At 59.0% G+C, this 17,628-nt stretch carries 17 protein-coding genes and 1 pseudogene; 5 read left to right on the forward strand and 13 right to left on the reverse strand.

Going from position 1 to position 17,628, the window contains the following annotated elements:
- Window positions 1-55: 55 nt before the first annotated feature.
- Both QA637_RS28810 and QA637_RS28815 read right to left on the reverse strand, forming a co-directional pair.
- On the reverse strand, window positions 56-910 hold the full coding sequence (locus QA637_RS28810; protein ID WP_283067828.1) for a sterol desaturase family protein: 855 nt from the start codon (window positions 908-910) through the stop codon (window positions 56-58).
- A 493-nt stretch (window positions 911-1,403) separates the two neighbouring features.
- Window positions 1,404-1,679 (reverse strand): hypothetical protein, encoded by a 276-nt coding sequence (locus QA637_RS28815; RefSeq protein ID WP_283067830.1) that lies wholly within the window; start codon window positions 1,677-1,679, stop codon window positions 1,404-1,406.
- 522 nt (window positions 1,680-2,201) lie between these two features.
- Between QA637_RS28815 and QA637_RS28820 the strand changes: the two genes are divergently transcribed.
- Window positions 2,202-2,975 carry a helix-turn-helix transcriptional regulator gene (locus QA637_RS28820; protein WP_283067832.1) on the forward strand — a complete coding sequence of 258 codons (774 nt, stop codon included), beginning with the start codon at window positions 2,202-2,204 and terminating at the stop codon, window positions 2,973-2,975.
- A 501-nt stretch (window positions 2,976-3,476) separates the two neighbouring features.
- Here the strand turns inward: QA637_RS28820 and QA637_RS28825 are convergent.
- Window positions 3,477-4,550: pseudogene (locus tag QA637_RS28825) on the reverse strand (nucleotidyltransferase family protein).
- Between the two features lie 700 nt (window positions 4,551-5,250).
- On the opposite strand from QA637_RS28825, the gene QA637_RS28830 reads away from it, so the two are divergent.
- From QA637_RS28830 to nodD2, 3 genes are all read left to right on the forward strand, one after another.
- Window positions 5,251-6,267 carry a helix-turn-helix transcriptional regulator gene (locus QA637_RS28830; RefSeq protein ID WP_283067834.1) on the forward strand — a complete coding sequence of 339 codons (1,017 nt, stop codon included), beginning with the start codon at window positions 5,251-5,253 and terminating at the stop codon, window positions 6,265-6,267.
- Window positions 6,239-6,502, forward strand: a complete 264-nt coding sequence (locus QA637_RS28835) for a hypothetical protein (protein ID WP_283067836.1) — start codon at window positions 6,239-6,241, stop codon at window positions 6,500-6,502. Before QA637_RS28830 ends, QA637_RS28835 begins: the two co-directional genes overlap by 29 nt.
- A gap of 309 nt (window positions 6,503-6,811) precedes the next feature.
- Complete coding sequence (nodD2, locus tag QA637_RS28840) at window positions 6,812-7,786, forward strand: transcriptional regulator NodD2 (RefSeq protein WP_283067838.1); 975 nt, start codon at window positions 6,812-6,814, stop codon at window positions 7,784-7,786.
- A gap of 336 nt (window positions 7,787-8,122) precedes the next feature.
- On the opposite strand, the gene QA637_RS28845 is transcribed toward nodD2, so the two are convergent.
- From QA637_RS28845 to QA637_RS28860, 4 genes are all read right to left on the reverse strand, one after another.
- Complete coding sequence (locus QA637_RS28845) at window positions 8,123-8,326, reverse strand: cold-shock protein (protein ID WP_283067840.1); 204 nt, start codon at window positions 8,324-8,326, stop codon at window positions 8,123-8,125.
- 264 nt (window positions 8,327-8,590) lie between these two features.
- The gene (locus QA637_RS28850) at window positions 8,591-8,887 is read right to left on the reverse strand and encodes a hypothetical protein (protein ID WP_283068027.1); all 297 of its coding nucleotides are present in this window, start codon (window positions 8,885-8,887) and stop codon (window positions 8,591-8,593) included.
- Between the two features lie 283 nt (window positions 8,888-9,170).
- Window positions 9,171-9,413 (reverse strand): helix-turn-helix domain-containing protein, encoded by a 243-nt coding sequence (locus QA637_RS28855; protein WP_379937343.1) that lies wholly within the window; start codon window positions 9,411-9,413, stop codon window positions 9,171-9,173.
- 591 nt (window positions 9,414-10,004) lie between these two features.
- Entirely contained in the window at window positions 10,005-10,835 is an 831-nt protein-coding gene (locus tag QA637_RS28860; protein WP_283067842.1) for an AraC family transcriptional regulator, read from the reverse strand.
- A 166-nt stretch (window positions 10,836-11,001) separates the two neighbouring features.
- Here QA637_RS28860 and QA637_RS28865 point away from each other — a divergent pair, with 166 nt between their 5' ends.
- Window positions 11,002-12,228: an MFS transporter gene (locus QA637_RS28865; protein WP_283067844.1), complete on the forward strand. Its 1,227-nt coding sequence runs from the start codon at window positions 11,002-11,004 to the stop codon at window positions 12,226-12,228.
- An 87-nt stretch (window positions 12,229-12,315) separates the two neighbouring features.
- Here the strand turns inward: QA637_RS28865 and QA637_RS28870 are convergent, their stop codons facing one another.
- The 6 genes from QA637_RS28870 to QA637_RS28895 form a co-directional block, all read right to left on the reverse strand.
- Complete coding sequence (locus QA637_RS28870) at window positions 12,316-12,996, reverse strand: cupin domain-containing protein (RefSeq protein WP_283067845.1); 681 nt, start codon at window positions 12,994-12,996, stop codon at window positions 12,316-12,318.
- On the reverse strand, window positions 12,983-14,023 hold the full coding sequence (locus tag QA637_RS28875; RefSeq protein ID WP_283067847.1) for an alcohol dehydrogenase catalytic domain-containing protein: 1,041 nt from the start codon (window positions 14,021-14,023) through the stop codon (window positions 12,983-12,985). The genes QA637_RS28870 and QA637_RS28875 overlap by 14 nt, the downstream gene beginning before the upstream one ends.
- 4 nt (window positions 14,024-14,027) lie before the next feature.
- Window positions 14,028-15,179, reverse strand: a complete 1,152-nt coding sequence (locus QA637_RS28880; protein ID WP_283067849.1) for a flavin monoamine oxidase family protein — start codon at window positions 15,177-15,179, stop codon at window positions 14,028-14,030.
- Window positions 15,180-15,297: 118 nt separating this feature from the next.
- Window positions 15,298-15,432, reverse strand: a complete 135-nt coding sequence (locus QA637_RS28885) for a hypothetical protein (protein WP_283068075.1) — start codon at window positions 15,430-15,432, stop codon at window positions 15,298-15,300.
- Between the two features lie 57 nt (window positions 15,433-15,489).
- A complete protein-coding gene (locus QA637_RS28890) occupies window positions 15,490-16,809 on the reverse strand; it encodes a tetratricopeptide repeat protein (RefSeq protein WP_283067851.1) in 1,320 nt (439 codons plus the stop codon).
- A 32-nt stretch (window positions 16,810-16,841) separates the two neighbouring features.
- The gene (locus tag QA637_RS28895; RefSeq protein WP_283067853.1) at window positions 16,842-17,447 is read right to left on the reverse strand and encodes a TetR/AcrR family transcriptional regulator; all 606 of its coding nucleotides are present in this window, start codon (window positions 17,445-17,447) and stop codon (window positions 16,842-16,844) included.
- Between the last annotated feature and the right edge of the window lie 181 nt (window positions 17,448-17,628).

Here is a 17,628-nt window from a genome sequence, read left to right on the forward strand (position 1 = left end):
CTTGTTTTGATGGTTTTGCGACCCAATCAGATTCGAAGTGTAAATCTCCGCTCGTTCAATCCCCAGCCTCTACACCAGTTCCGACTTTACTATGCCAACGACGTCGATCGAATGGGAACATAATGTAATCGCGCACGGTAAGCGGCTCGGGCTGGTTTCGGAGGCCGACGTCCGGCCACTCATTCTTTTTTGGCCAATATGCCGTTAGAAAAACCGTGTCCCAGATGGTTGTAAAGAACCCATAGTTTCGGTGCCGGTGATGCGGTTCCATCGAGTGGTGAATGCGGTGGAACTTATTGTCGCCAATGATATATCGAAGCGGCCCAAGATTGATGCGGGTGCTAGAGTGTGAAAGATGGCCCTGAAAGGTAATCAGTGTCATGGCAACAACGGGCACTACGCCAGATTCGAAGTGGATCAGCGCGAGTGGCAGTGCTACCAACGCTGCGTAAATGAGGGGCTCGGAAACGTGATGATTGCAATTCCATGCCGTCAATTCGCGGATCGAGTGGTGAGTAGCGTGCAGGCGCCAGAGGAATGGAACAGCATGCTGAGCGCGGTGCATCCAGTAGTAAAAGAAGTCGCCGGCAATCGCCACTAAAACCCCTGAAAGGACGGCCAATCCATTATTAATGATTGCGTTGTCAGAGTGAAGCAACATACCGAAATTGATCGTTACGAGCGGCTTTATCCCTAACCAGCCCAAACCCACAGCGAAGAGGTGCCAGATCAACGCACCCCATCCGAGGCGAATAATCCAATTCCGGACGCCGCGCACGTATGAGGCAAAACTGTATCGATAAGCCGGAAAGGTTAGCTCCAGCGCGGCGCAAAAGGTGGCGAAGATCACAACCAGCTCAAGCGCTTTCACGAAGGACTGGATCATCTGATTAACATCGAGAACGTGCATTTGGTTGCTCCGGCGAATCGTTAAAATGCGCCAACCTCAGGTCGGAGTGACTCTCATTACCGCGGTCGTCTTCGTCACGGGGGCGGGTCCAGTAGTTATGAATCTGCAGCGCGCCCGACAAATTCGGGTCGGCATCCGGATCGATATCCACGCAGAAAGCGCGAATTGCATATAGCCACGTCTTGCAAATTTCCTTTTCACTGCGCATCCAAACGGTGATCCTTCCGCCAGCACCGCGTGGACGTGCTATGCGGCATTCTCGCAAATTGGTAAAATTGATTGTTTGGATAAGACCAATCCATGCCACAAATGGGTGGAGGAGTCCGGTAGACGAGGTGGCTTGCGCGAGGCGACCGACTATGCCTCAGTGTGTTGAGGCGGCGACCTCCAATGGCAGCAGAGCCTTGTAATAGCCACCAGTGTAGCGAACGGGCGTGCCCTGAGCTGATCGCGCCTTCGACGAGCGTTCGGACCTCCTGGCCAGACGCGCTGGTTAGTTGCTTGATCGTCTCGCCAAACTTGAGGGTGAACGGCTCGCCATGACGGGCGCTGCGTGCTCCAGGCCGACCGCCGCAACTTCTACGACCGCATCGAACTTCTCATTTCCCTCGCGAATCCTCAAAGCCGTCCACGTGATCGCCACCTGCTGCGTCTTGTGATCGCGGTGGAGCGCGATCCGCTCCGCGAGCATGTCTTCGCCGGCAATCACCGAAATTCGATAATCGATGCCGGCGGTGGCGAGATCTTCGGGGTCGCTGGACCAGGGCATGGTCAGTTGCGCGCGATCCTGACTCACGACCCTGTAGTTTGGCGCGGATGCCGTCTGTCTCCTTTCAAGGCCAGAGATAAACAGTCGACTTCCCGAAAAGCGGCAATCATCGGCCGGTCTACCGATCGCCTAAAATAGGGTCGAATTTACCCGTTGCCGCAGGTCTCAGCCCAGCGCTCGGACCTGTTTGACTTGCCTACCAAAGAAGCATCGCTCCTCAGGCACTTTACCCCCGGGCGGCGGCGATCTGAGCTAGTCCATTTTGAGTAGAAATGAACGGCGAGATAACTATCGGGACTAAGCGATAATGACATTGGCGCTTGATGGTTGTATCGGTAAACATAATTAGAGCCAAGTATTTAGCGACGGCGTTATCTGAATGTACTTAATTTAATATCCATCAATTTTTGAACGCTTACTAGAATACTATCGCAATATTTTGCAATGGTCTCAGGCGAAGTTTAACGCACTCAGGTAGAAACTCAGAATCCGAAAGATATAGCGAATACGAAGGAGGCATAAATGTATCGCACGAGTGCGCCCCTGAGCAATTTTGCAGATAACGACAAGGTATTGCCGAAGAAAAGCAAGATTGTAGTGCTCGCTAAGACCGACCTGTTCGCCGAATGTCTGACGCAGGCGATCAGCGCGCGTTTTCAAGATCGGGACGTCGTAAGCCTTTCCAGCGCCGAGCGTCTCCTGGATGGCAAACTTATCAACGTAAGCCTGATCATGCTCTACGGTCTGCCGGTGGCAGCATTTCCATCGATCATGAGGATGGTCCACGAGTTCCATCCAAAGGCCGGTGTCGCCCTGATGGTGCAGGATGCGGACGAGCTCGACTCGTCGATCGCGGGATTTGTCGACGAAGGGTTGGTTCACGGCGTACTGCCCCTGAATCTCAATCTCGACGTATGCCTTACCGCCATCGATCTCTTGATGAAGGGCGGCGAGCATTTTCCCGCCGCGTTGCTTCGCCGCCTGGCGCCGAGAGCGCTCTCAGGCGGTGGCCTTGTCGAGCAAAAACAGGCGTCTTCGGAAGCCGTCGATCTGGAACGCAGGACCGACTTTGGCCAAGGCCTCCTGACGACGCGCGAGATCCAGGTTCTCGAGCTCATCTGCATGGGCACGCAGAACAAGATCATCGCCGATCGTCTCGGGCTTTCCGAAAACACCGTCAAAGTCCATGTCCGCAACATCTGCAAGAAGATGGACGTGCGCAACCGGACGGAGGCGGCGTCGCGCTACTTCCGGAGCGACGCTGATCTGGCCTCACTCCGCGCACCATCACGCTGACGGAACTGACCGAAGTCGGCTTGATTGTCGTGGCGCCGCGCGCCTTATCAGTCGGCCGTGAACAACGGAGGAATTTTCTTGTGGTAGGCGACGCCTTGGCTGGGCTTGCAGCAACAGCCTCGGGATCAGTCTTCATCCTCGGCCGCTTTTCCATGCTTCTCCGCTTTCAATTGGGATGATCCGCCTACCCAATAAACTAAATAGTTGCCGCAGATAGCGGCTGATGTGGTTTTACTTACCAATCGTATCCGCGAGACCTTCCACAATCTGCACCGCGCCTGTGGCGATGATCAGTGCGAGCACCGTCATAATCGTCTTCGCGAAAGTCCAAACTCCACTGAAGCTGATCTTAGAACAGTCGGTGGCGTACAGGACTACTGATGCCAGGAAATACGACGTGCAGAGCGCCAACGAGAATATTGTAGATGCGCTTAATCGCTTCGGCGACGATGGGTCCGCGTGGACCAACCTTGCAACCCTGCTTACGGGGCTGAAGCGCCCTCAGAACGGCAAGGCTGCTTTCTCCCCTATTTCCTTGCTTCCGGCCTCGAGACATTCCCTGAGAAGGTCTTTGCGCTCATTGGATAACATCGCCGCTCCGGTCTTGATGCCTTCCTGCCATTGGGGCCTACGTTCCCATGCTTCTATATAGACCATTGCGAGGTCGGGAGATCGTCTGGTCTGCAGCAGGGACAAGGATCCCGGCCTGCATCACGTCCTTGTCGCGCTTGAGTGCACTGTCGGCATGACGCCGGGACGCGACGATGAGCTTGTGAACGGCATAACGCGCCGGGTCGGGCACCAATACCGAGACACCGGCTCCGTACAGGAGCACCGTTCTGACGGGTTCGCGGATCAGGAAATCCATAAACCTAAGCGGCTGTGCACCCGCTCCACCAAGGGCAGGCATTTCGGCAGGCTTGTCCAGGTACTCGCGCTTGCCTCGATTCGTAGTCAAAAACTCGACGCGATAGCCTTCGCCGTTGGTGAACGCGGTTGTCTCCGCCCCGGTCAGGGTCGGCACGGCACGGAAAGTCGGGTCAATGGATTGCAGCAGATTGAGGATCGGTGGCAGGCTATCCATGACGCTGGCCGAAAACGCATAGCCCTTTGCGAAATCGGCATCTGCGGTCACGATGGCAGTGGAGGGAAGGCGGACACCCAGAAGGCCGGAATAGGCTCCGAAGGCGAGCGTGCCTACAAGCACAGCGCGAAGCCGGAAGAGGCCTGCAGCCGCCAGAGCTTCGACGATCACGCCTGAGCTTCGGTCGGCCGCCAGCAGGCCGCCGTCCGTCGTGAGGCTGGAGACCAGACGTCGGCGTGTCCTGTAGTCGGTTTTGATGGTGGAGAAGTCCTCGACGCGTTTCGTGATCTCAGGATCTTCGACGGGGCCGACATATTTCCGCTTTTGACCGCCTTCGCGTCTGGCTGATCGAAATACCAGTAATCGCGATCCTTGACCCTGACCTTCACAAAGCGACCAGTCGGCAGGAAGCCCAGCGTCCAGGCGTCATCCATCGCACGCTGACCGACCTCGGCGAGCATCGTCTGGTACATCATGTCGACGGTTTTCAGCATGGATCTCGGCGTTATACTGGATTTCCAGATTTAGTATAGTAAAGTGGGGGTCCGTATCAACGCTATTATATCATAATCAAAAATCTAGTATAACTGTCGTGCTCAGACGCGACCGCTTGGTAAGTGCATCAACCAACTCTGTTGTTGCGAGTTGAATTCTGTGTTTCCATCCTGGTTCTGCAGGGCTAGCGGCAGCGCGACGCGCTGAAGACAGTCTGGCTGTGGTATATCGGCCCCCTCATTTCCGGCTTTGCCGTGCTGTTAGGGGGAGGCCGTGTGGGGGCACCGTGGGAATTTCCGTCATCGATGAGAGGAGACACAGGCAAGCTTGAGGTCGAATGGGACACGGTCTTGTTTACCGGATAGGCAATTAGATCATCGAAGCGGGTGGCTGAAATCGCCGGCGGAAGGGGCGTCCGTGTGGTGTACGACTCCTGATGGAGTTTCGATCGGTTCTTGGTCCCGCTCTACGTTGCGAAATTTCGTAGCAACCCGGCTAGCTCGGCATGGCACCTTCTTCTTTTCTATATTAGCGCTGTCGTATAAATTTACCTGCTCAGCTTGCTATTGGGAACAGAACGGGCGAGATGCAGACAGCGCGCCGCAATCGGACTGCACGCGCACATCTCTCGGTCAGGTCCTCGGCCATTGAACCAGCAGGAACGATAAAAGCAGCAATACTGAACCTGGAGAATACATGATGGAAAATAGCGCCGGTGACGCCGTTTTTCGATATCGCGGCTCAACGTTCGATAGCATGATCGAAACCCTCGGAGGGGTTTTCGGCACATTCGACGCCGAGCTCGTCGGCCGTGCTCAAGACTTCCATTGGGCGATCGATCTTTCGGCCTGTGAAAGCGCAGTATTGATTACTGGGTATCATCAGACAGGGTTTCAGTTCCGCGCTCAGGGGGCTTCCGATGCAACAGAGCACCTATCGATCGTAGTGCCGCGCAGAGGTGGCATGGGGGTCACGTACGGTTCGCGCATCGCCGAGGCCGGACAAGGGAAATTGCTTCTTTACAGGAATTTCGAGCCTGGCGGCATCTCAATGCACGGGCAATCCAATCTCATAGACGAGTTGGTGCTTGATTGGTCCTTGATCCAACGGACAATTGGCGAAACTTTCGATGTGCCGTTTAATGGCTCGCTCGACCTGTTGCCCGAATTGGATCTGTCAACGCCAGTTGGTAGGACAATCGGCAATATTACGGAAGCGGTCATCGACGGAATACGCGATAATGGCCCCCTCACTCAGTCTCCCGTAGCGATGGCACATATTACGCAGGCACTAGCCGACGTGGTAATAAGGATGGTGCCTCATCGGTTGTCGCATCTAATGAATAAGAAGCCTTGCATGATTGCTCCCGGACATGTCCGCCGCGGGATCGAGTTCATGTGTGCCAATATCAACCGTCCGATTACAATGCCAATGGTGGCAGATGCAGTGGGTGTTTCCACCAGAGCACTCGAAGCGGGTTTTCGTGCTTTCAAGGATACTACGCCTGCTGCCTATCTACAGATGCTTCGGTTACGCGCTGCACGGGAGGACCTGCTCGATCCAGAGAACCGTATGCTTTTGAAAGAAATCTGCCTGAAATGGGGATTCTTTCAGTTCGGGAGGTTCTCCGCAGTTTATAGGGCGCACTATGGAGAAAATCCGTCCGAAACAAGGAGACGCGTCTGTGGATCACATTCTCGCAGGTCCTCCTGACAAAGCGGATGACGAACGCCCTCACGCGGCAAATAGGATGACCGGTTTGCGTAAATCGGAAGACAGCCATGCCGTAGATATGCCTCTGCGTCGGCGGATGATCGCCGTTGGCGCCGCTGACTTCTCCTCGTCAGCATCCGTCGCGCTCAGCCGCTTCCTGAGCGGCCAATTTGTCGTCCGCTTCACGGATGAACTTCGCAAGCGAGCCAAGAGGAAGTCGCTCCTCGTTGTTTGACCGCCCTTAATCAGTGTCGTCGACCGCCAGAAGCTCTTGACCGAACAGGTCAAGCTATCGGCACGCGATGACGAAAGTCCGACCGTTCACTCGCTGAAAGCCGGCGCGACGCGAGGCTAGATCGCTAGCATTGCCCGAGCACGGCGCGTCCGCAATCCGACACGCCGTATTCAAATTCGCGTTCAATATGCAATTCGCGAATGAAAGTTTCCATACCCCGTCTCTGCACTGTGAAAATGTCAATTTGTATTACTAATAAACGGTGCTGATAGGTCGGATGGCATACATCCACGGTATGGATAAAGAAACATGCGGTTCAAGGGTCTTGATCTAAATCTCCTGGTTGCGCTCGACGCTCTGATGGCCGAGCGGAACCTCACGGCGGCGGCACGCAGCATCAACCTGAGCCAGCCGGCGATGAGCGCCGCCGTCGCCCGGTTACGCACCTATTTCCGTGATGAGCTATTTACGATGGCTGGTCGCGAATTTATCCCCACACCGCGTGCGGAAGGGCTCGCCTCCGCGGTGCGCGAGGCTCTGCTGCACGTTCAGCTCTCGATTATTTCCTGGGAGCCGTTTAACCCGGCCCAGTCGGATCGTCGTTTCAAGATCGTGCTTTCCGATTACGTCACACTCGTGTTTTTTGAAAAGATCGTGGAGCGTGCGGCGCGGGAAGCTCCCGGAGTCAGCTTCGAATTTCGGCCTCCCACCGACGATAATGAGGACCTTCTTCGGCGCGGCGATGTCGATCTGGTAATTCTCCCGGAAATCTTGATGTCGAACGCTCATCCTCGCGCGAAATTGTTCGAAGATGTACACGTGTGTGTAGGTTGTCGCACGAACGAGCAACTGTCAGAGCCACTTACATTCAACAGATACATGTCGATGGGGCACGTTGTGGTCAAGTTCGGGAATAGCCGGAGGCCAGGCATCGAGGAATGGTATTTGCTCGAGCATGGTCTCAAGAGACGTACCGACGTCGTCCTACAGGGCTTCAGCATGATTCCGCCCATGCTGGTGGGGACCGAGCGTATAGGAACCATGCCCTTACGGCTGGCGCAGCATTTCGCAAAGACAATTCCCGTGCAGATCGTTGAACTTCCGCTGCCACTTCCCCCATTCACCGAGGCTGTCCAATGGCCTGCCCTTCACGATAGTGATCCGGCAAGCCTGTGGATGCGCGAGATGTTGGTGCAGGAGGCGTCCCGTATGGGTTCGCCGCTTGCCACGGCCGAGCCCCTCATCAACCCGGACAAACACGAGTATTGTCCGGCTCACCTCTGATCCACAAACTTCATCGGGGCCAGGACTGTAAAATGGGTCGCACGGCACCCCTTGCTGGCGAAGCGCGTCAATACCGCCGGTACGCTTGTCCGTTCCCCTCGCAGCCTGCTTGCGATTGGCACATGCGCCGGAGGATCAGGCGCTCGCTACATTGCGCAGTTGGTCGATCGGAAAAACCTGTCCTCAAAGATAACGAATTCAATGATCTCTCGAGATTCAGCGGCTAGAAGAGGCGCTACTCTCTACTGCATCAGGACGAGATCAAGATCGCTTTACATACGCATCGTCGGTCTCGAGATTTAGCTGCGAGGACCGGTGACTCTATGAGGTAGCCGATCAGACGGATCTGACGTTTTCCGCTTTCGACTTCCCCGTCTTGCGGTCCTGCCCAAGGTCATAGCTGACCTTCTGACCGTCGCGAAGCGGATCCCCACCCTGCACAGCCGAAACATGGACGAACACGTCCGCTCCGCCATTGTCGGGTGTAATGAAGCCAAAGCCCTTGTCCTGGTTGAAAAATTTTACGGTACCGGTCGCCATGAACATCCTCGTGAGCTGAGCGGCGTCGGCGCCGCCGGCGAACCTTATTCGCTGCTGCCCGCGCCTGCAACCGCGTTTCTTGAATGAACAACCTTAAGGGAGTCCTGTCTTGAAGCGTCGCGGGGCCCATATGGGAGAGCCTGGAGCACATTGCGAATGGGAGAAACATCACGACATCCAGCGTCAACTGATCCGTGCGTTGGGGTCGCAAGTGTGAGGGAGGAGCCTTGCACGAGGACGCCAGAGGCAGCCGATGGGGCGAGATTAGGTGAATACCGAGACGAGAACGGACAGCCAGATCAAGATGACTCCCAACGCCAACGCTCGCCTGGCGGCTAGGACCTTCTCCTCGCCGTCATTTGCAACGGGGGTAGTCACAATCCAGGGCACCGAGCCAAGCGCTGCAAATCCGACGAGCGCCAAAATCACAATGACAAGATCGGCGCTGCGCCAGTCGTCGGGCTCATACAATCCCCAATAGCCAAGGAACGCCATTCCCACTGCGAACATGGTCGCGGAGGCAGAGCAAAGTCCCGCAACAGCACCTGATGGCGCACGCATGTAGCCTCCTTTCCGTGCCGTCAATTCAATGGCGACATCCATGATGGTGCAAACCGCCTTTGTACATGTGGCAGTGCGCCGTCTCATTCTGATCAGGTTTTCCGCGCACTTGGTGCACGAGGATTCACGTACCTCGCGGATAAGTTCATTGATTCGGAATCAAAGTTCAACATTCGGGACAATCTTCCCGGTTGACGACAAGGATAGCAGCGTTCAACAAAGCCGCGGCGGCATCAACTCAGGAGATTTTGGGGGCTCCGCAAACAGCGCGACGCCCGTTCCGCTAGTTCAGTAGGAACGTGGAGGTTGGCACTCGAAGTGCAGCAGCGATGCGCCGGAGTCTGCCCGGGTCGGCATCAGCACCTATTTCAATCCTTGTGATTTCGGCGCCAGTCAGGCCACAGGTTATTGCAAGCTCCTCAACGCTATATCCCACCGCTTCGCGAGATCGCCGAACCGCGGCTCCTGTATCGCCGTAGCCTCGGTCTGCGACGGGCGCCCTTATATCTCTCATTGAAGTTGTCATGGGTTGATCCCTCGATGGTGCGCCCTAAGCGAGCCGGCCGTCACAGAAGTTCGGACAGACAGGCTGATTTTGTTGCAGTGCAATATAAGAACAATAAGTATGATGAATATAAGGCAGGCGCTGGTGTCCGGAGAGCGGTGGGTGGGGCAATGGCTGGAGAGGCATCCTTCTGTCGAGATCGTAAGCCGAAGCCGTAGCGGATTTACACGTACTCGCGAGGGTGCGCCGCAAGCACGTCAGATGGCAGATCGGTTCCATCTAAGAATAGATGAGCCTTCCGGCCGCGCCACAGGTGCCCCGTGGCGGCCCTACCGAGGGCGTAGTGCCAACCCGGAGGGCACGTGGCCGGTTGCCGTGTATTGAGCACCTGCAAACTGGTAGATAATCAATATAGATTGGCAAACGTTGCGGTACAGCCAGTTAGAGATGCGCTAAGGTACCTCGGCCCTGGCGCAGGGCTGCACTGTGCAACTGACGACCGTGCAGGTGGAGCGTTTCGACGACAACCTGCCGGAGATCGGGGCCTTCGACCCGCCGGCATGATGGCTGTTCGAGGCCCAACGTGCCCGGCCCCGACGGGGGATCCATCGTTCAGCTCTGCACCTTTTGAAAGGCTGAGCCCGTTGGCGCGCTTGCGCCTTCCATGACATGGCGGCGCACGTAAGCTTGGGGACTACTGCCCATTTCGATGCGGAACGCATACACGAAAGCCGATGTCGAGCCGTAACCAAGCTCCATGGCGACTTGTGTCACGCCCAGACCACCGCCCAGAAGCTCTATTGCACGGAAGAGCCGAAGGCGCCGTCTCCATGAGCGCAGGCTCATGCCCAGCTCCGTGTTGAAGCGGCGCGCCAATGTTCGGGTCGAAATATTCAGCGCCAGCCCCCATTCCTGCGGGCTTCGGTCATCCGTAGGGTCCAGATAGAGCGCCTCGCACAGCGTGGTCAACGGCTTGTTGCGCGGCCATGGCAAAGCCGATGGCAGCGGCTGGACCCGCACGAGCTGATCGAGGATGAGGGCGGTCACGCGACCTGAATAGCCATCTCCTTCCGGCTCGCCCTCGAGTTCCGTGGCCTCGATGATCAAGGCCTGCAGCAAGGGTGACATCATGAAGATCGTCGGGACTCTCGGTAGGTTTGCGCCGGCGGCATCCGCGATCCAGAGGCTTCGAAATACCGCGCCGAGAAGCGAGCCGACGCGGTGCACGACGCCGGTCGGCAACCACACTGCCTGATCCGGCGTGATCACGAAGGATTGGGCTTCCGTGTAAACCGTCAGCACTCCGGAGATCGCATAGACCAGCTGGTGCCAAGTATGGGAGTGGTCCGGAAAATAATGACGCGCGGGAATGGATTGCGCTCGCACCGTGATCGGTTGAGGAGGACGAACCCCCGGCGGCGCGGCGATCGGATGCCAGATCATGTTTATCTCTCGCTTTGGCAGGTATTCTACATAGATTGTCAGTCCATTGAAATACAGCCAAATCGAAATTCGCTAATCTTTGGTCAAATCGAATGCTAAGCGCCTTTTCCGACCGACGCGACCAGACCTCGCGCCGGATCAGTCCCCTCATGCCTTGTGAAGCCGGATGTCAGAAATTACCGCAAGCAAAGTGCTCGAACCCGCTGCCTCATCTCATTATGACGCCGCACGCGGCAACCTTGCGAGGCTGACCATTGCACAGGCGTTGGGGGGCGCGAATTCGGCCGGCATCTATTCCACCGGGGCGATCGTCGGAAACACGCTTGCTCCTACCCCCGCGCTCGCCACGATGCCGATATCGATGTTCGTGGTGGGGATGGCGGTCTCGACGCTGCCCGCCGGTGCCATCGCGCAACGCTACGGCCGACGTACCGCATTTCTGGTTGGGACGGGCTGCGGCGTGCTCGTCGGGTTGCTGGCGGCGGTTGCGGTGGTGATCGGCTCGTTCTGGCTATACTGCGCCGCGACGCTCTTCGGGGGCGCCTATGCCGCCGTAGTGCTTTCGTTTCGTTTCGCGGCTGCAGACTGCGTTCCGGCTGACCGGCGTCCGCGCGCCCTGTCTCTCGTCATGGCCGGCGGCGTCCTGGCCGGCGTGATCGGTCCGCAGCTTGTCAACAACACCATGTATCTCTGGATGCCGCATATGTTCGCGGCGAGCTACCTCGCGCAGGCGGCAGTGGCGGCACTCTCCGCACTGCTTCTGATCGGCGTTCGCCTTCCGGCCCCGACCAAGGTGGAGGCCGCAGGCGGTCGTCCCCTTGGTGTTATCGCCCGCCAGCCCCGGTTCATCACGGCAGTCATCTGCGGGGTCGTCTCCTACCTGCTCATGAACTTCCTGATGACCGCGGCACCCTTGGCAATGCAGCTCTGCGGGCTGTCGCAGGAGTCGTCAAACCTCGCCATTCAATGGCACGTGGTTGCGATGTATGCCCCAAGTTTCTTTACCGGGCGGCTGATCACGCGCTTCGGCGCACCCCGCGTGGTCATGACGGGCCTGGTGCTGACGGGCATCTCCGCAGCCGTCGGATTGACGGGAGTCGATGTGGCGCATTTCTGGATCACCCTGATCGTGCTCGGTGTCGGCTGGAACTTCGGTTTCCTCGGGGCCTCGGCCCTGGTGCTCGAATGCCACCGTCCCGAAGAGAAGGCGCGGGTTCAGTCGCTCAATGACTTCGCAGTATTCGGAACGATGACCCTCGGCTCGTTCCTCTCCGGGGGACTGCTGACAGCGTACGGATGGAATACCATCCTCGCGCTTTCCTTCATTCCCCTCGTGCTCGCCCTTCTTGCGCTGGGTGGGACCTGCGTGCGCGGTGCGGCGGGGTCGCGGTGACTGCGATTGGCGTATGCGCGGCTCAAGGCAGCCGTCGCGGCGGGATGATCCCGCGCCGCAGCGGTAGAGGCCAAAATCAGAGCTTGGTCAGGCCGGCATCTGCAGCACGTCGGCGTGCTGAAGGGCGGCGTCCTTGATCCAGATCTCGGCGCCCTCGGGGCCGGTCATCGCCTCAAGCGGCAGGCCAGCGGGCAAACGTCCCCAGCTGTGCGCTTCCAGTTGCTCGGTGCCAACTGTCAGGCTACCGGAAAGCATGAGGAGTTCGAGACCGCGGCGATTTTCGACCGTCACGGTGGCCTCGGGCCGCCAGCGCTCGATCGATACGCATTCTTTCCCGTCGTCGAACAGGACCCGCGCTGCCTCGGCTCCATCGCGCAAGGGTGCTGCCTCACCTTCGCCAGGCTGGCGAACGATCTGCGTGCGGTCGCCATCCCGATACTGCCAGAGACGCACGAAGATCGTGCAGCCATCCTTCGACGCCGGCACATGGGAGGTACCGGGCGGGTTGCGGAAGTAGCAGCCTGCGGGATAGTCACCGTGTTCGTCCTGGAACGTGCCCTCGAGCACGAGGATTTCCTCGCCGCCGCTATGGACGTGGCGGGGGAAGGCGCTTCCCGGCGCATAGCGCACGATCGTGGTGGCGCGCGCAACTTCGCCGCCGACGCGATAGAGCATGTGGCGATCGACGCCGGCGGACGGACTGGCGACCCAGTCGAGCTTGGCCGAATGGACGATAACCGGTTTCGTCAGGTCTTCATTGATGCGCATTGGTCTGGTCTCCCATCGTCAGCACGATCCGGAACTTCGCGTCCCGGGATCTCATCTTCTGGACAGCTTCCTGGGCTTTCTCCAGCGGCATGGTGTCGATCATAGGCCTGACGCCCGCAAGCACACTGAAATCAAGCGTCTTTTCGTTCTCATACAGGGAGCCGGTGATCGAGCCGATAATGCCCCGTTCAGCCCCCACCAGGTAGCCCGTCGAGACCGGCAGTGGATCCTTGCCGACGCCAAGCACGATCAGACGCCCCTCCGGCTGAAGCGCGGGCATCAGCGCGGTAACGGCTGTCGAATTGCCGGTGGTGGTCAGGATCGCTTTCGCGCCGCCCAACCCGTTCAGCACATCTGCGGCGTTTTCGCTCTCCATGTCGATGTAGCGATGCGCGCCCAGGTTCATTGCATCGGTGGCGATATCCTCGCCTCGACCTACCGCCACCACCCGAAATCCCATCCTGCGGGCATATTGGAGCGCCATGTGGCCGAGGCCTCCGATTCCGAGAATGGCGACGGTGTCGCCTGCTTCGGCGCCCGATTTTTTCAAGGCATTGAACGTGGCGATACCCGCGCAGAGGATGGGTGCCGCTTCTTCTGACGACAATTCGTCCAGGATAGAGACAAGGCCTGTTGCACGCGCGATCATCATCTCGGCACAGCCGCCGTCGCAGGAAGACCTGACAATGGGCTGGTTGCGGCAAAGGTTGAAACGTCCTCGCCGGCACTCGCCGCATTCGTTGCAAAGACCGCCCAGACGGCCAACGCCGACGCGCTGCCCCACCTTCCAGATCGACGGCGTGTTGGGACTCAGTGCTGCGATGCGGCCGACGACCTCGTGACCGGAAACACGAGGCGGCTCAAGCGCCGGATCAGCCCGGTCGATATCGCTGGCATCGGCGCCGCAGATACCGCAGGCTTCGACGGCGATCAGCACCTCATTCACCCCTGGCTTCGCCGTTGGCCGCTCCACCAGTTCCAGGCGACCGCGTGTAGTGACCTGCATCGCTCGATAGGTAGTTTTCATGATTTCAATTCCCCACGGTCTGGGATGCTTCGGTGAAAGCCGTGAATGTGTGTGTCTCGACCTTGCTCAGTCTGCCGACGAGTTCGTTTGTGATCCGGGTGGCGGCTTCGACCGCACCGGCCAGGTAACCAGGTTCACTGATGCTGGTTTCGCTCCCGGCCAGCGAAATGTAATCGCGCCATTTTCCGTTGACCCATGGCCGTCGATCGGGGGTGGGATGGCCACCGGCCTGCCTGTCGTCCGCAGTTGCAGTCAACGGGTCGTCCGTCCAGTCCTTGAACAATGTCGCGCGGGGACTGGTGGCCTCCGGCCCGAACATGTGGGCGAGTTGCTGAATCGAAGCGGTGACGATTGCATCGCGTCCGACAGATGCGCGCTCACCGGCCGGGACGCCGACGAAGCCAAACAGTGCGGCTCGGCCCGAGGCGGTTGTCGCGTCGTGAATCTCGGCCAAAGGCCCCACCAAGCTTTGCGCCGTTCCCGAGAGGCCGGCGTCGCGCCAGAATGGGCGGTCATAGAGTGCGAAGAACTTGGCATGCGGCGCCATCCAGGTCGGGGTCTGCCGCCATCGCTCGGCTGTCGCGTAATCGAGCGATGGCGAAAACAAAACCTTTGCCTCGATGAGACGCGGCGGCAGTGCGAACAGGACATGCGACGCCCGCTCTTTATGGGACGACCCGCTCGCATCGACGTACTGCACAACGACGCCTTCGCCGTCGAGCGAGACATGCGTGACGCGGGCATTCAGTTGAATGCTTTGTGCGGGCAGGGTTTCGGCAAGCGTCGATATGACCGCTCCCATGCCCCCGACGAGCCGCATGCCCTGCGGTTCCTGCCGCATTCCGCGATAGCGCTGAGGAGCTTCGCGGGACATCCGCTGAAAGATCACGTCGCCGTCGCTGTTCTGCTCGAAATAGTTCAGCCCGAGATGGTGGACGAAGTCCACCATCTCGGGCTGCATGTCAGGCCAGAACCACGACGGGCCAAGATCGAAGCCGTCGCCTGATGGTTCACCGCTGCAGTCGACGGAGAGAATGCGTCCGCCCAGGCGCTCACGGGCCTCAAGAAGCTGAAAGCCGAGGCCGGCTTGATGGAGGAACCGGGCCGCGCTCAGGCCTGCAAGTCCGCCTCCAACGATCAGAATGGATTGTGACAAGGGACAGCTCCTCGTGAAGAGTGAGGGCCGGTGTCCGGGCCCTCCAGTACAACCGGGCTGGGCTTAGTCTAGGCCACAGCGTAGATGCGGACTTCCGCGGCGGCAGCCAGAAGCGGCTTCAGACCTCGACGACATCGTCGTTAAACAGCGCGCTTTCCAGATAGGCCTTTGCGTCTCCGACGCTGTTGGATCCGTGAAGCACCTGAACGAGTGGGTGACCGGTCGCGAACTTCGCGACGTCGAGATTCCGCACTCGCTCGACCCGGGGGTCCGGTGGCAACCTTGCTGCTCGCATATGACATAGGGATCTTTACGCTGCGAGCAGGCCGTGCCAGCGCGTGTCGCGCGGTGATGGGCGACGATGAAGGCGGCGGTCGAGCAGCGCACGGGCCTTCGCGGCTTCGCCGCTCCGCATGAGGGCGAGGAGGAGCATGTCTTCGATCATCTCGCGCTGGGCGCCACTGCCGCCGATGCGCGCGACGTCGACTGCGACCGGCTCCAGGATACGGGCGCAGCCTGCGTAATCCTCCTCCGCAAAGGACAAGGCGGCGCGGCAGATCGCCGGTACGACTGGCCCCGCGGCCAAGGCTCCGGCATCGATCAAGCCAGTCAACACCTGCACACGCTGCTCGACTGCAGCCCTGTCGCCGACTGCCGCCGCGATTATGGCCATGTGGACATCCGCGAAGGCGAAGCCGGCCTTCTGGAAATATTCCCCGGAATAGGTTGCCGCCGCCGCCCACAGCCCCGCCGGCACCGTGTGACCGTAGGCCTGGAGCCGCCACAGGAAAGAGGCCGTGTCGCTGACCACGTTGACCGGCATACCGGCCGTAACCGACGGCTGGATGTAGTTCTCGTAGATCGCAAGTGCTCGCTCGGGATCACCCCGCTCCAGGGCGCCCAACGCCGAGTGCCAGGCAATGTGGCCGTGAAGGATGCCAGCGCGGTCGTAGCGGGGCAGCCAGTTCGCGACCAGCCTCTCGGCGTCCTCGCCCGCGCCGCCTTCATACATGGCATGTGAAAGCGCATGTGCCGCATTTGCATTGTCGATCCTGAGCTCGTAGCCGCGCTCGGTGAGTTTTCGGCCGTGGGTTACGTTTCCGTTCTCGGCATGCGCCCAGCCCAGATACGTGAGGAACCACCAATCGTCGCCGTTAAAGTGGCGCGCATGACGTTCGCAAAGATCCACACGCGCCTGGTCGTGGTCGGACATGCCGGAAAAGGCGAAGAGTCCGAAGGCGCCAAGAGGCAATGAAAGGATAAGGATGTCGCGCGGCCAGCGGTCGGCGTGGTCGAGAGCTCGCTCCAGCGCCTTCGCCGCCTGCCCGTTGATGGCAAGCGAGAGGACCTGGACATGGCTTCGCTCCCTCTCGGTCCCGTACCGGGAGACGATCTCTTCGGCTTTCGCGATCTTCGCCTTAGCGCTTGCGAGTTCGGTGCGGACGGCATGCAGGCGCGCGCGTGCCGCATGTGCAAGAGCAAAATCCGGATCAACTGCGATGGCCTCGTCTAGAGCCTCTGCCGCACCCGGCCAGGCCGAGAGGAGCAGGTCGACCCCCTCCCGGTAGTGTTCGGCCGCGAGATTGGATGTCGTCGAGAGTGGTAGGCCACGGCTGTCGATGTGGGTCATGGCAGGTTCCTCAAACCAGGATCGGGCACGCATCAGCGCCCATTTCGGCTATTATACGGGATTGCCGCTGGCTGTATTTTGACAATATGCCAATTTATGTCGAACAACTGCCAATGACGCCCGAGGAAGACTGGCCTGTACGAGAGCGGCTGTTCCGCTCTCGAACATCGAACGATCGTCGAGGACGTTGGCGGTGAACATCGCGCCCTCGAGGGTAGCAAGTACCCGCACGGCGGTGTCGCGGCCCAGCCCCCTCGCGTGAGCGTTTCGATTCCGAGCACGAAGAACCGTTTTACTTCTTCCCTCACTTCCCCGGCCAGGTCGTGGGACACTGCTCCCATGGCGCCGCAGAGGCAGATCCTGCCGTTGCGGTGCAAGGCATCGCGGAAGACCTGCCGCCAGGCTGTGACGATGTCGTTGCCCGTAGCCTGTTTCTGATCCACCGCATCCAGAAAGCGGTCGGTGTAACGGCGGGCGACTGCCGCTGCGAGCTTCTTCTTGGTCGGGAAGTGATAGTGGACGCTCGAACTCTTAACACCGATATCCGCAGCGACTTCCCGAAAACTGAAGCCACTATAGCCTGCTTGACGGATACGCTCCTCAGCGGCGTCCATGATTGCTTCGGCTGTTTCGCTCATTTTGCCAAAATCCTCTCTATCGATAGATAGAGAAACAGAGATCAATATGCGATTTGAAGGCAAGGTAGCCGCCATCACCGGCGGCGGGTTCAGGCATCGGCAAGGAAGTGGCCGCTCGTCCCGTTGCGGAAGGCGGGAAGGTCGCTATCAACGGCCGAAACCGGCCGGTCAGCTTTGTAGC

The sequence above is a fragment of the Sinorhizobium terangae genome, from assembly GCF_029714365.1.
In the GTDB taxonomy this organism is placed as follows: Bacteria; Pseudomonadota; Alphaproteobacteria; order Rhizobiales; family Rhizobiaceae; genus Sinorhizobium; species Sinorhizobium terangae.